This is a genomic window from Streptomyces roseirectus, from assembly GCF_014489635.1.
GTDB classification, from domain to species: Bacteria; Actinomycetota; Actinomycetes; order Streptomycetales; family Streptomycetaceae; genus Streptomyces; species Streptomyces roseirectus.
Map to the genome: position 1 here is coordinate 6,113,228 of NZ_CP060828.1, position 14,005 is coordinate 6,127,232.

Annotated in this window: 11 protein-coding genes; 6 read left to right on the forward strand and 5 right to left on the reverse strand. The window is 71.8% G+C overall.

Annotated features, from left to right (window positions below):
• Positions 1 to 54: 54 nt before the first annotated feature.
• Entirely contained in the window at positions 55 to 1,773 is a 1,719-nt protein-coding gene (locus IAG44_RS26100; protein WP_187749507.1) for a PucR family transcriptional regulator, read from the reverse strand.
• A gap of 140 nt (positions 1,774 to 1,913) precedes the next feature.
• On the opposite strand from IAG44_RS26100, the gene IAG44_RS26105 reads away from it, so the two are divergent.
• The 4 genes from IAG44_RS26105 to IAG44_RS26120 all read left to right on the forward strand — a co-directional run bounded on the left by IAG44_RS26105 (position 1,914) and on the right by IAG44_RS26120 (position 7,281).
• On the forward strand, positions 1,914 to 3,392 hold the full coding sequence (locus tag IAG44_RS26105) for a sodium:solute symporter family protein (RefSeq protein WP_187749508.1): 1,479 nt from the start codon (positions 1,914 to 1,916) through the stop codon (positions 3,390 to 3,392).
• Between the two features lie 49 nt (positions 3,393 to 3,441).
• Complete coding sequence (gene speB, locus IAG44_RS26110; protein WP_187749509.1) at positions 3,442 to 4,413, forward strand: agmatinase; 972 nt, start codon at positions 3,442 to 3,444, stop codon at positions 4,411 to 4,413.
• A complete protein-coding gene (locus IAG44_RS26115; RefSeq protein ID WP_187749510.1) occupies positions 4,410 to 6,092 on the forward strand; it encodes a thiamine pyrophosphate-binding protein in 1,683 nt (560 codons plus the stop codon). Before speB ends, IAG44_RS26115 begins: the two co-directional genes overlap by 4 nt.
• 136 nt (positions 6,093 to 6,228) lie before the next feature.
• A complete protein-coding gene (locus IAG44_RS26120; protein WP_187749511.1) occupies positions 6,229 to 7,281 on the forward strand; it encodes a methyltransferase in 1,053 nt (350 codons plus the stop codon).
• A gap of 1 nt (position 7,282) precedes the next feature.
• On the opposite strand, the gene IAG44_RS26125 is transcribed toward IAG44_RS26120, so the two are convergent.
• The 4 genes from IAG44_RS26125 to IAG44_RS26140 form a co-directional block, all read right to left on the reverse strand.
• The gene (locus IAG44_RS26125; protein WP_187749512.1) at positions 7,283 to 7,669 is read right to left on the reverse strand and encodes a VOC family protein; all 387 of its coding nucleotides are present in this window, start codon (positions 7,667 to 7,669) and stop codon (positions 7,283 to 7,285) included.
• 37 nt (positions 7,670 to 7,706) lie between these two features.
• Positions 7,707 to 8,315, reverse strand: a complete 609-nt coding sequence (locus IAG44_RS26130) for a DUF7691 family protein (RefSeq protein ID WP_187749513.1) — start codon at positions 8,313 to 8,315, stop codon at positions 7,707 to 7,709.
• 233 nt (positions 8,316 to 8,548) lie between these two features.
• On the reverse strand, positions 8,549 to 9,355 hold the full coding sequence (locus IAG44_RS26135; protein ID WP_187749514.1) for an endonuclease I family protein: 807 nt from the start codon (positions 9,353 to 9,355) through the stop codon (positions 8,549 to 8,551).
• Positions 9,356 to 9,563: 208 nt separating this feature from the next.
• Positions 9,564 to 11,831, reverse strand: coding sequence for a mannosyltransferase YkcB-related protein (locus IAG44_RS26140; RefSeq protein WP_187749515.1), 2,268 nt, complete (start codon positions 11,829 to 11,831; stop codon positions 9,564 to 9,566).
• 174 nt (positions 11,832 to 12,005) lie between these two features.
• On the opposite strand from IAG44_RS26140, the gene IAG44_RS26145 reads away from it, so the two are divergent.
• Both IAG44_RS26145 and IAG44_RS26150 read left to right on the forward strand, forming a co-directional pair.
• Entirely contained in the window at positions 12,006 to 12,851 is an 846-nt protein-coding gene (locus tag IAG44_RS26145; RefSeq protein WP_187749516.1) for a serine hydrolase, read from the forward strand.
• Between the two features lie 81 nt (positions 12,852 to 12,932).
• Complete coding sequence (locus tag IAG44_RS26150) at positions 12,933 to 13,973, forward strand: esterase-like activity of phytase family protein (protein WP_187749517.1); 1,041 nt, start codon at positions 12,933 to 12,935, stop codon at positions 13,971 to 13,973.
• The last annotated feature ends 32 nt before the right edge of the window (positions 13,974 to 14,005 follow it).

Consider the following 14,005-nt stretch of genomic DNA (forward strand, 5'->3'; position numbering starts at 1 on the left):
CGCTCGCGCACGTCCGCATGGTTGCGTCCGCTGGGACATGGGTCACGTCGACGATCACTCCGCCCGGTCCGCGTGCTCCCTGAGGTGCTCCCTGAGCGCGAACCACAACTCCATCCGAACGTCGGGATCGTCCAGGTCCGTCCCCAGCAACCCCGCGCAGCGCGCGATCCGTTGGCGCACGGTGTTGCGGTGCACGCCCAGCGCCACCGCCGTCCGGTCCCAACTCCCGTGCAGGGACAGCCAGGTGCGCAACGTCTCGGTGAGCGCCGGGGTCTCGGCGACCGGCGCGAGCAGCGCCCGCGCGTGCGCCGCCGCGTCCTGCGGGGAGATCAGCGCGGTGAGCGTGGTGCGGGCGGTGTGCCGGACGACGGGGACGCGCGTCGCCAGCGCCCGCGCGAGGGCTCGCGCCGCCTGCGCGTCGGCGGCGGGCCAGTCGGCGGGGGTGACGGGGGCGCTCGCCCCCAGGGCCCAGCCCGGCTGGGGCGGCGGGGCGGGGTACGGGTCCTCGTCGGCCGGGAGGAGGAGGCGGACGACATCGCCGGCGGCGTCGGCGATGTCCACGAGGGGGGTGCCGAGAGCCGCGCCGAGGGCGGTGGGGGTGAGGCCGGTGCCGGCGCCGGGGGCGGGGTCCGGGTCGTAGGGGAGGGGGTGGCTCTCGGGGTGTACGGGGTGTACGGGGTCCGCCGGGGTGCGGGTCGTCCGGCGGGCGTGGACGACGATCCAGCGCTCGGCGCCGAGCAGCGGGGCGACCTGCTCCGGGCGCGCGCCCAGCAGCAGCCGGACGAGGGAGGTCGTACGGGTCGTCTCCGGGGTGCTCTGGCGCTCGTCGGTGAGGAGGGTGAGGAGGACGGCGGCGACGGAGGTGATGGTGTGGTCGGCGGGGGTGCGGTGGGGGGAGGCGAGGGTGAGGGCGAAGGGGCGGCGGGGGGTGGTCGCGGGGCCCGTAGTACCCGTAGTACCTGCGGTGCCCTCGCCGAGGCGTCCCGTAGTACCCGTAGTACTCGCGGCGCCCCCGCCCGCGCGGCCCGTGCTACCCGTAGTACCCAAGGCGTAAGCCGAGAGGTGCAACCCCGTGGCGGGGTCCGTGTCGGTGGCCGTCGCGGAGGTGCGGGTCGTGACGAGGCGGGCCAGCGCGGCAAGGGCCTCGTCGGTACCGGCGAGGGAGGCCGCGCCCGGTGTTCCCGCCGCTGCCACTGTCCCCCCGTCCGGCCCGAACAGCACCGCCCGTCCCCCCGTCCGCTGGGCCAGTTGCCGCAGGACCGCCGGGACCGGGTCGGGGCGGGACGCCGCTGCCGCGAGGCTCTGCTGGGCCTCCGTCACCCGGCGCAGCTCCGAGGTACGGGCCCGTTCCATGAGCTGCCAAACCGCGCGGGCCACCGCCGCGAACGTCGTCCCCTCCGGGACCTCGATCAGGGGCAACCCGTACGACTCGCAGGCGGCGACCAGAGCCCGGGGCACGGTGTCGTGGACGGGGGCGACCCCGAACCCGAGAGCCACGCCGCCCGCCTCGACGACCCGGGAGACGTAGTCGTCGAAGTAGGTCCCCGCCCCCGCCGCCTCCGGGATGTGCACGCCGGCCGTGAGCAGCAGCTCGCCCCCCAGGAGGTACGGGTAGGGGTCGGCCATCTCGGAGGTGAGGGCGCCGTACAGGACGACGGCCGGGTCGGCGGGCCCGGCGATCTGGCGCAGGGCGAGGTCGTCGCGGGCGAGGAGCGCGGCGAGCGGGACGGGAGGAGTGGGCGGGACGGTGGGGGCCGACGGCGCGTTATGCATGTGCGTTTCCTCCATCCCGTACCGCGAGGGTGTGGGAAACGTACACTTCGCAGTCGCTTTCCGGCCACCTAATCTCGGAGTCCGTCACCCGCACGGCGACGAGGAGCGCCCCCGGGCGCGCAGCCAGAGTGAGGGATTCCATGGCCGTCGACTACACCGTGATCGTCGTCTACCTGGCCGGGATGCTGGCCATGGGCTGGTGGGGCATGCGCCGCGCCCGGTCCAAGAGCGAGTTCCTGGTCGCGGGCCGCAGGCTCGGCCCCGCGATGTACTCGGGGACGATGGCGGCGATCGTCCTGGGCGGCGCGTCCACCATCGGCGGGGTAGGTCTCGGGTATCAGTACGGCCTCTCCGGCGCGTGGATGGTGTTCACGATCGGCCTCGGCCTGCTCGCCCTGAGTGTCTTCTTCTCCGCCCGCATCGCCCGCCTCAGGGTCTACACCGTCTCCGAGATGCTCGACCTCAGGTACGGGGGTGGCAGGGCCGGGATCGTCTCCGGAGTGGTCATGTGGGCGTACACCCTGATGCTGGCGGTGACCTCGACCATCGCGTACGCCACCATCTTCGACGTCCTGTTCGACATGGACCGCACCCTCGCGATCGTCCTCGGCGGCTCGATCGTCGTCGCGTACTCCACCCTCGGGGGGATGTGGTCGATCACCCTGACGGACATGGTGCAGTTCGTCGTCAAGACGGTCGGCGTGCTGCTTCTGCTGCTGCCGATCGCGGTCGTCAAGGCGGGCGGATTCGGCGCCATGCGCGACGAGTTGCCGACGTCGTACTTCGACCCGCTGGGTATCGGCGGCGAGACGATCTTCACGTACGTGCTGATCTACACCTTCGGCATGCTGATCGGCCAGGACATCTGGCAGCGGGTGTTCACCGCCCGCAGCGACCGCACCGCCAAGTGGGGCGGCACGGTGGCGGGTTCGTACTGCCTCGCGTACGCCCTCGCGGGCGCCGTCATCGGTACGGCGGCCAAAGTGCTCTATCCGAGCCTGACGTCGGCGGACGACGCCTTCGCGACGATCGTGAAGGACGAACTCCCTGTCGGTGTCAGGGGGTTGGTGCTGGCGGCGGCGCTCGCGGCGGTGATGTCGACGTCGTCCGGCGCGCTCATCGCGTGTGCGACGGTGGCGAACAACGACATCTGGGCGCGGCTGCGGGGCGGGCGGGGCGGGAACGCCGGTGCCGAGAGCGGTGACGAGGTCCGCGACAACCGGCTGTTCATCCTGGTCATGGGCATCGCCGTGATCGGCACGGCCGTCGCGCTGAACAACGTGGTGGAGGCGCTGACCGTCGCCTACAACCTGCTCGTCGGCGGTCTCCTGGTCCCCATCCTGGGCGGCCTGCTGTGGAAGCGGGGCACGGTCCACGGCGCGCTGGCCTCCGTCGTGGTCGGCGGCGGCTCGGTGATCGCGCTGATGGCGGCGTACGGCATCCTCGCCAACGAGCCCGTCTACTACGGTCTGTCGGCCTCCCTCGCCGCCTACGTCGCGGTCTCCCTCGCGACCCCGCCGACCGACGCGGCCGTCCTCGCCGCCTGGCGCGAGCGACTGGCCGGACACGCGCCAGAACTGACGGAACATCAGCTCCGTACGGCGACGACCTCGCCGTAGGAGACATTCGGAAAGCGCCCAACAGGCGTGAGAGAGAAGGAACGTGACCATGGTTGACCACGAGACGCCGCGCGGCCCCGTCGACTCCTCGCGGATCCCCCGCTACGCCGGGCCCGCGACGTTCGCCCGGCTGCCGAGGCTCGACGAGGTCGGCGGGAAGGCCGATGTCGCCGTCGTGGGCGTGCCGTTCGACTCCGGCGTCTCCTACCGGCCGGGGGCGCGGTTCGGGGGCAACGCGATCCGCGAGGCGTCGCGGCTGCTGCGCCCCTACAACCCGGCCCAGGACGCCTCGCCGTTCGCGCTCGCGCAGGTCGCGGACGGCGGGGACATCGCCGTCAACCCGTTCGACATCAACGAGGCCGTCGAGACGATCGAGGCCGCCGCCGACCAACTCCTGTACGGCGGGGCCCGGTTGATGACGCTGGGCGGCGACCACACCATCGCCCTGCCGCTGCTGCGGGCCGTCGCCAAGCAGCACGGGCCGGTCGCGCTGCTGCACTTCGACGCCCATCTCGACACCTGGGACACGTACTTCGGGGCCGAGTACACGCACGGCACCCCGTTCCGCCGCGCGGTCGAGGAGGGCATCCTCGACACCTCGGCGCTCTCGCACGTCGGCACCCGGGGCCCGCTGTACGGCAAGCAGGACCTGACCGACGACGAGAAGATGGGCTTCGGGATCGTCACCTCCGCCGACGTCATGCGGCGCGGCGTCGACGAGGTCGCCGACCAGCTGAGGCAGCGGGTCGGGAACCGGCCGCTCTACGTCTCGATCGACATCGACTGCCTCGACCCCGCGCACGCGCCGGGTACGGGTACCCCTGAGGCCGGAGGTATGACGTCCAGGGAGCTACTGGAGATTCTGCGCGGGCTGTCCGGGTGCAACCTCGTTTCCGCCGATGTGGTAGAGGTTGCTCCGGCTTACGACCACGCCGAGATCACCTCCGTCGCCGCCTCCCACACGGCGTACGAGCTGGTCACCCTCATGTCCCGCCAGATTGCCGAGGCCCGCGCACAGTGACTCACGACCATGACCTCGTCCTCCGTCCGACGGCGGCCCAGACGGCGGCCGCGCTGAACCCTCCCGCCGGGCGGATCGGCGGGGACCTGGTCGTGGAGACGCTGGCCGGGCTCGGCGCGACGACCGTCTTCGGACTGCCCGGCCAGCACGCGCTCGGCATGTTCGACGCGCTGCGCCGCTCCCCTCTCAGGTATGTCGGTCTCAGGGTGGAGAACAACGCGGGGTTCGCGGCCGACGCGTACGGGCGGGTCACGGGCGAGGCCGCGCCGCTGCTGCTGTCGACCGGGCCCGGCGCGCTGACGTCGCTCGCCGCGCTCCAGGAGGCGGCAGCGGCCTCGGCGCCCGTGCTGGCGATCGCCAGCCAGGTGCCGCGCGCCGGTCTCGGCGGCGGCCGCCACGGCTACCTGCACGAACTCCCGGACCAGGCAGCCTCGTTCAGGGGCGTCGTGAAGTCCGTCCACACCGCCCGCACCCAGTCGCAGATCCCCTCGGCGATCGCGGACGCCTGGCGGTCGGCACTGTCCGCGCCGCACGGCCCGGTGTGGGTGGAGATCCCGCAGGACGTCCTGCTCGCCCCGGCCGCGCTCCCCGTCGTGACCGGCGTCGACGCGACCCCCGAAGAGCTGGCGCCCCGGCCCGAACTCACCGCCGTCGCCGCCGAGTTGCTGTCCCGCGCCGAACGCCCGGCGATCGTCGCGGGCGGCGGGGTGGTCCGCTCGGACGCCTCCGGCAAGCTGCGGAAACTGGCCGAGCGGCTGTCCGCGCCCGTGGTGACGACGTACGGCGGGAAGGGCGCGTTCCCCTGGCACCACCCGCTGTCGCTCCAGTCGTGGATGGAGGACCGGCACACCACCGAACTCCTCGAAGACGCCGACGTGTTGCTCGTCGTCGGCTCCGGACTCGGTGAACTGTCGTCCAACTACCACACGTTCAGGCCGCGCGGCCGGGTCATCCAGGTCGAGGCGGACCTCGGCAAGTTGGAGTCCAACCACCCGGCGCTCGGCATCCACGCGGACGCGCGGCTCGCGGTGCAGGCGCTCCTGGAGACGGTCGAGGACCGCGACGACCCCCGGGCGCCGGAGCGGGTACGGGAGCTGCTGGCGAAGGTGGGCGAGCGGCTGGCGGGCCAGCGACTCGACCTGGAACAGGGCGTGTTGGCGTCCGTCCGGCGGGCGCTTCCCAAACGGGCCGCGTCGTTCTGGGACATGACGATCCTCGCGTACTGGGCGTGGGCCGGGTTCGACGCGGGCGCCCCCGGCCTCATGCACTCCGCCCAGGGCGCCGGCGGGCTCGGGTACGCGTTCCCCGCGGCGCTCGGCGCGGCGGCGGCCGACCCGACGCGGCCCGTGCTCGCCGTCTCCGGGGACGGCGGCGCGCTCTACTCGATCGCCGAGCTGGCCACGGCCCGGCAGTACGGGTACGACGTGACCTGGCTCATCGTCGACGACGGCGGGTACGGCATCCTGCGGGAGTACATGACCGACGCGTTCGGCGAGGCGTCCGGCACCGAGCTGGCCCGCCCCGACTTCGTGGCCCTCGCCGAGTCCTTCGGGGTGCCCGCGGTGCGGACCTCGCCGGAAGCCCTCACCGAGGACCTGGCCAACTCCCTTGCCCGGACCGGCCCTTCGGTGGTCGTGCTGCCGGCGGTGCTGCGGATGTTCGCGCCGACGCACCTGTAGCGGCCGTTGACGCCACACCCTGACAGCTCACCGGGGAGGGCGAGGTTGGCTCTTTCGGGTGTTCCGTTTCACCGCCCTCACCTGACACTCTGGGTGCCTGAGGGGCTACTTTCGGTTCTGAGGCGAGGAGGACGGCATGGTGCGGGGCGAGGTCGGTACGGCAGGTGGCGCGGAGGGGGAGCGGTTGCGCCGTTCCGGGGCGTTCCTCGTCGACGAGGCGATGGCGTTCCTCCAGTCCGCGGCGCTGCGCGCGGCGGCCGAGGTCAAAGTGGCCGATCACCTCGCCGGGGGTCCCCTCGCACCGGCCCAACTCGCCGTCGCCACAGGCGTGGACGAGCGCGGCCTCTACCGCGTGCTGCGGCTCCTCGCGACGCGGGGCATCGTCGAGGAGGACACGCGCGGGGCGTTCACGCTGACCGACGCCGGGCAGGCGCTGCGCGGTGACGTGCCGGGGTCCGTCCGGACGGCCGTCCTCATGATCACCGACCGGAGCATGTGGCAGCCCGCCGGCGAGCTGGCCCGCTGTCTCACCGGTCAACTCCCCGTGTTCGACAGCATGTTCGGGATGCCGTTCTTCGACTACTTCGCGCAGGACGAGCGGACGGCCGCCGTCTTCCACGTCGGCATGGCCGCGATGACCGACCCCGAGAACGCCGTCATCGCCGGCGCGTACGACTTCCCGGACACCGGCACGGTCGTCGACGTCGGCGGCGGGCACGGCGGGCTCCTGCTGGAGGTGCTGCGCCAGAACCCGTCCCTGGACGGCGTGTTGTACGACCAGGCCCACGTCCTCGCGGGCCACCGGCTGGCCGGCGCCGAGGAGATCGCCGGGCGCTGGGCCCTGGCGGACGGCGACTTCTTCACCCACGTGCCCGACGGCGACGTCATCATGATGAAGCGCATCACGCACGACTGGGACGACGACAGGTGCGTCACGCTGCTCACGCACTGCCGCCGCGCCCTGCGCCCCGGCGGGCGGGTCCTCGTCCTCGACGCCGTCGTCCCGCCCGGCAACGCGCCTCACCAGTCCAAGACCATCGACCTCATGATGATGGCTTCCCTCGGCGGACGGGAGCGCACGGCCGGGGACTTCGCGGCGCTGTTCGAGGCCGCGGGGCTGAAGCTGGCGCGGGTGCTGCCGACGGACACGGTGCTGTCGGTGGTGGAGGCGGTGGCCGCCGGGGAGTGAGTCAGCGGGCGGGTTCGCGGACCAGGCACAGGGGATGCCCCGCCGGGTCCGCGAACACCCGCCAACTCCGCTCCGAGGGGCCGGAGTCGAGGAGTTCGGCGCCCAGCGCGAGGAGTTGGGTGCCGGCCTCGTCCAAGTCCCGTACGCCGAAGTCGAGATGGAACTGCTGGGGGCGCTCCGGGTCCGGCCAGGTGGGCGGGCGGTGGTCGGCGACCTTCTGGAAGCACAGGACCAGACCGGACGGGGCGTGCAGCGTGGCCCAGTCCTCGTCCAACGCCCAGCGCGGGTCGGGGCGGTTGACCTCGCCGCCGAGCAACGCGTGGTAGAAGGCGGCGAGTCCGGCGGGGTCGGGGCAGTCCAGGACGACGCACTGGAGGTCGGCGATCATGGGGCGAGCCTAGCCAGTCGAGCCGCCGGTCGAGCCGTCAGTCGAACCAGAAGAACAGCGTGTCCGCCGTCGAGTTGGCCCGCCACTCGTCCACCTCGAAGCGGAACGCCTCGGTGAAGCGGCGGACCGTGTCCTGGCAGTCGGGATGGACGCGGTCGAGGACGGCGGTGTACGCGGTCGCGGCCTCGGCGGCGCGGTGGATGGAGAGGGTGCCGATCTGCGGGTGGACGTCGCCGGGGTGGGGGAGGGGCAGCGGCGGGCCCGAGAAGAGGAACGTCTCGGGCAGCAGCGGGGCCGGAACGCCGTGCCGGGCAAGGTCGTTGGAGACCGTCTGGAACCACGACATGCGCCGCCAGCTGCCGAGATCGGTGACGTCGGAGAAGCACGACGCGACGACCTCGTGGAAGGCGTGCGCGTACGCCGGGCACATGTTCCTGGACGGCGCCCCCTCGATCAGCTCCTCCAGCGCGCGGATCACCGGCACGTCGAGCCCGGCGCCCTGGCTCTGCAGCCGGACGTCCAGGGCCTTGCACTGCTCGCGCACCCTGCCGAGGTGCAGCTCCTGTTCCGGCGTCCGCTCCACCGCCGTCAGCAGCCGGGCCACCTGCCGCATGTCCCCCGCACTCATCTCCAGGGCGTAACTCACCGTCGTCCTTTCCCTCCACTCGGTCGGTCCGCCCATGATCCGTTGCCCAGCGCGGGAAGGCCAACTCCCTTGTCATAAAGGGGAGTCGGGGGGTTTCCGGGTCCTTGTGCAGAGGTGCCGTCCGTTGTGTCCGGGCTGTGGTGGGGGAGTTGGCCGGCGCGGACTGGCAGGGGCCGTCAACACCGAGGGCCCTCCCCCGAATTGGGGAAGGGCCCGATACGGCTCAGCCGGTGCTACCAGATCGCCTCGACCCACTCCGGGTGGTCGATGAAGGGGTTGCGGTTGTGCTGGTACGTGTCGTAGATGACCTGGTTGCGGCGCTCCTCGAAGGCGCTCGGCGGGTCCTGCTCGTTCCACGCCTTGAGGACGGAGAGCTTGCCGATGTACGGGTTGCTGCCGTTGTTGACCCGCTCGTTGGGCTCCAGGTCCGCGAAGCCGTCGCCGCCGTCGTAGCGCACGGCCATGTAGAGGATCATGCGGGCGACGTCGCCCTTGTCCGCGTCGCGCGGCTCGAAGGAGTCCGAATCGACCTTGCTGCCACCGCCGTTGGTCACGGAGCTGCCGCCGTTGTCGAAGTCCAGGTTCCCCCGGATGCTGTTGACCTGGACGTCCGCTGGGCGCAGGTGGTGCAGGTCGGTGCCGGGGCCGGTCACCTCGCCGAAGTCGCCGTGGGACTTGGCCCACACGTGCTCGCGGTTCCAGTCGCCGACGTCGCCGCCGTTGAGCGACTTGCTGCGTGAGAGGCCGCTGTAGAGCAGGATCACGTTGTTGCTGTTGTTCGGGTCCTGGTCCGTCGCCTTGAGCGCGTTCCAGACGGCGGAGTACGAGATCTTCGTCTGGCTGCTGATGATCGTGTGCAGCGAGGACTTCAGGCTCGCGCCCGTCTTGCCGACCGCGTTCTTGTAGTACGTCGCGTCGTACGCCGTGGTCGTGGCGGCGGCGGGGGTCGCCGTCATGGCCGGTGCGGTGAGGCCCACCAGGACCGCGGTGGTCGTCAGAGCGACTGACTTCCAGCGGCGGCGTATGCGTGTCGCCAGCATAAGGAGTGTCCTGTCTACGCGTGTTGAGTGGGGGGCAACAGAGGGAGCGTGACATGGACATGCGGTCATGTAAATGAATCCGGTGTGTCCGGTCGGTGTCAAGAAAGGGCAAATCGTTGGCGATCTACGCGAGTTGACCTTACGTGCGGGTAAAATGGCCCCTGGAGTCGGTGACTTCAGGGGCCGTTGGGGGTGGAGGCGGTCTGGGTCAGTTCACGTCTGACGGGTCCAGGCGGTAGATCGACGCGGACGACGACGTGGACGACGACGTGGACGCCGTCTTGCTGTAGTCGCTCTCCTTCACCGCCGTCGCGTTCTTCCGCACCCACTCCGTGACCTCGGAGCTGACATTCGAGCCGCCGCCGGGGCCGCCGCTCATGCCGCCCCCGCCGATCTGGATGTAGTGCAGCTCGCCCTTCTTGACCAGCTCCTTCAGCTTGGCGAGGGTCATGGCCTTGTCGCTGCCGGACCAGCCCCACATGGAGATCACCGGTTCGCCGCTGCTGAGGATGAGCTGGGCCGCGCTCTGTGAACTCGACACCGCGAGGAGCCACTTGGCGCCGTCCTGGTGCTTCTTCAGGTAGGCGATCAGTTCGGTGCTCGCGCCGGCCATGCCCATGGCGCCGGTGGGCATGCCGTCCATCTCGCCCATGCCGCTGGGGGCACCGCCGGGGGTGTCGCCGCCGGAGGGCGTGCCGCTCATCTCGCCCGTGCCGCCGGGGAGTTGGCCGTTCTCGCCGCCCGGGGCCTGTCCGCCGTCCTGCTGGGAGCCGCCCGGGAACTCGCCACCCTGCCAGCCGTTTTCGCCGGACCGGCCACCCTGACCGTCCTGGCCGCCTTGCCCGCTCTGACCGCCAGGGAACCCGCCCTGCCGGCCCCCCATGCCGCCCCAGCGACCGCCGGGACCACCGCCGAAACCGCCGAAGCCGGTCGTGGGTCCCGCCGTGGGGTTAGTACCCCCCATACCTCCGGTGGACCCCGAAGGTACCGACCACGCGTACGCCGCAGGTCCTGCTACCGAGGCGACGACCGCCGCGGCGACCGAGGCCGCGAGCAGCCGTACCCGGTTGCCGGAGCGGAAGACGACCAGCCCGACGACGGCCGCCGCCATCAGGACGCCGATCGTCGGCCACAGCCAGGTGTGCCAGCCGGACGCCCGCCGCAGCAGCACGATCGCCCAGACGCCGGTGACCGCGAGCGCCGCGGGCAGCACCCACGTCCACCGCTTGTCCGTGCGGAACGCGCGCAGCAGCATCGCGCCACCGCCGCCGCACAGCGCCGCGATGCCGGGGGCCATGGCGGTCGTGTAGTACGGGTGCATCGTGCCCTCGGCCATGCTGAAGGTGAGGAAGTGCAGGCCCAGCCAGCCGCCCCACAGGAGGACGGCGGCCCGGGTGAGGTCGGTGCGCGGGGCGCGCCCGCACAGGATCACCGCGCCGGCGAAGGCGATCGCGGCGAAGGGCAGCAGCCACGAGATCTGCCCGCCGAGGACGTCGTTGAACATCCGGCCGAGGCCCGCGGTGCCGGAGAAGCCGCCGCCTCCGCCACCACCGCCTCCGCCGCCCATGTTGCCGTCGCCGCCGAAGACCCGGCCCAGGCCGTTGTAGCCCATGATCAGGTTCCAGGCGGTGCCGTCCGTCGAACCTCCGATGTAGGGGCGGTCCCCCGCGGGTACTAGGGATACGGCCGCCGCCCACCAGAACGAGGAGACCGCGAGTACGACACCCGCGAGAGCCAGGTTGACGATCCGCCGCACCAGCTTCGGCCGCGCCGCGTAGAGGTAGACCGCGAAGACGGCCGGCAGCGCGATGTAGCCCTGGAGCATCTTGGTGTTGAAGGCGAGCCCGAAGCACGCCGCCGAACCCAGCAGCGGCAGCAGCCTGCCGCTGTGGACGGCCCGCAGCGCGAGCGCCGCGCCGCCCGCCATCAGGAACACCAGCAGCGTGTCGGGGTTGTTGTCGCGGTTGATGGCGACGGTGATCGGGGTCAGCGCGAGGACCAGCGCGGCGACGGCCGCCGCCGCGTGCCCCCACACCCGCTGCACGGACGCGTGCAGGATCCAGATCGTGCCCAGCGCGACCAGGACCATCGGCAGCATCATCTGCCAGGTGCCGAAGCCGAACACGCGGCACGACAGGCCCATCACCATCAGCGCGAACGGCGGTTTGTCGACGGTGAGGAAGTTCCCGGCGTCGAGCGAGCCGAAGAACCACGCCTTCCAGCTCTCGGTGCCGCTCTGCACGGCCGCGCTGTAGAAGCTGTTGAGGCCCGACCCGGAGAGGTTCCAGGAGTAGAGGACCGCCGCCAGGGCCAGGATCGCGAGCAGCGCGGGCAGCGACCAGCGCGGCGCCTTCTCCGCTGCGGCGGCGTCCGTCGGCTCGGGTGGCGGCCGGTCCGAGGAGACGGCCGGCCCGTCCGGTGAGGTCGTGTGGGCCGGTGAGGTCGTGTGGGGGTGGGGATCGGTGGCAGAGGTCACCCCAGCATGGTGCGAAGGCCGCGTTGGCGGCACCTGTGCCGAAGCTGGCCCTCACCTGTGAATGGGCGGGGGTGGTGGCGAGCCCGCGGGGGTGGTGGCGAGCTGCGCAACCGTTGCGCAACGGTGACAGCGACCCGTGCAACCCTTACCTCGAACGTATGAGTCACATCGGGTATGACTCACACGACTTCCAGACGTACCCGAGCGGTCGCGGTCGCCGCCCTCGGCACCGGCCTCCTCATAACCGCCGCCGTCCCGGCCTCGGCCGCCGCACCCGCGGTGAGCTGTACGTCGTCCAAGGCGGCCCTCGCGACCAAACTCAAGAAGGACATCACCGCCGCCGTCGCCTCCCGCAAGGGCACGGTCGCCGTCGGGCTCTACGACCGTACGACCAACACGAACTGCACCCTGCGCGCCTCCTCCGCCTTCGACTCGGCGAGCGTGGTCAAGGTGACCGTCCTGTCGACCCTCCTGTGGGACGCGCAGAAGGCGAAGCGCTCCCTCACCGCCCGCGAGAAGTCCCTCGCGACCGCGATGATCACCAAGTCGGACAACGCCTCCACCAGCACCCTGTGGAAGCAGCTCGGCGTCACCAAGGTGAAGAACTTCCTCAAGGCCGCCGGGATGACCCAGACGAAGCCGGGCGCGAACGGCTACTGGGGCCTCACCCAGATCACGGTCACGGACGAGCAGAAGCTCCTCAAACTGCTGCACGCGAAGAACACCGTCCTCACCGACGGCTCCCGCTCCTACGCCAACGGCCTGATGAGCAAGGTGGTTTCGGCGCAGCGCTGGGGAACTCCCTACGGGGCTCCGGCCGGTGTCGCCGTCCGCGTGAAGAACGGCTGGCTCCAGCGGGCGACCTACGGCTGGCGCGTGCACAGCGTCGGCACCTTCACGGGCGGCGGGCACGACTACACGATCACCGTGCTCACCCACGGCAACAGCACCATGAACTACGGGATCGCGACGATCCAGGGCGTGGCCAAGGTGATCCACGCCGACCTCAAGGCGTCCTGAGGCGGGCTGTCTTGGCGTGGTGTTCCACCAGCTTGGCGTGGTGTTCCACCGGACGACACCCGTTCGCCCTACCGTGCCTCCATGCGCCTGAGAACCGTACTCGCGACCCTCACCGCCGGCCTGGCGGCGGCCACCACGCTGACCGCCGCGGGCCCGGCCGCAGCCTCCGCCAACTCGCCTGGCGGCCACGCCTGTTCGCCCGCCGTGACCCTCGACGGCTTCTCCGACTCCCTCGACAAGACGTCGTACGACGGGACCTTCACCGGCAACCTCTCCGCCCTCGCCCCCGATCCGGACGGCACCCTCGCCGCCCTCTCCGACCGCTCGGCCCTGTTCTCCCTGGACCGGCGAACTCTTGAGCCCCGCAAGGTCGTTCAGCTCGCCGACGAGAAGGGCGCGGCCCTCGACGCCGAGGGCCTGGTGATCGACCGCGACGGCACACGGCTGGTCACCTCCGAGACCGAGCCGTCGGTGCGCCGCTACGACCGGGACGGCCGGCTCCTCGGCCGGCTCCCCGTGCCCGCCCCGCTCCAGGTCGCGCCGGCCGGCCGGGCCGTCGTCAACGGCACGTTCGAGGGCCTGAGTTGGGCGGACGGCGGACGGGCGCTGCTGGCGTCCATGGAGTACGCGCTCAGCGGCGACGCCGCCGGGACCGTCCGGTTGCAGACCTGGAAGCGGCACGGGGCCGCGTTCACGCTCGGCGCGCAGTACGCCTACCGCGCGGACGCCGGGCTCGGCGTGCCCGAGGTCCAGGCCCTCCCCGACGGCCGGCTCCTGGTCCTGGAACGGGGGTTCACCGCCGGCGTCGGCAACACGGTCCGCCTCTACCTCGCCGATCCGCGCCGCGCGAGCGACACGCGGGACGTCGAGCACCTCACCGGGCAGGCCGGGGTGAGGCTCGTCCGCAAGACGCTGCTCGCGGACATCGTCGACTGCCCGAGCCTCGGGGCGACCGCGAAGCAGCCCCAGCCGAACCCGCTGCTCGACAACATCGAGGGCATGGCCGTCACCGGCCGGGCCCCCGGCCGGCCGGGGACCTTCCGGGTGACGCTGGTCAGCGACGACAACCAGAACGCCGTCCAGACGACCCGGTTCTACTTCCTGCGGGTGAGGACGCGCTGACCTACCTGAGTACTACGGGACCGGCGGGAGCC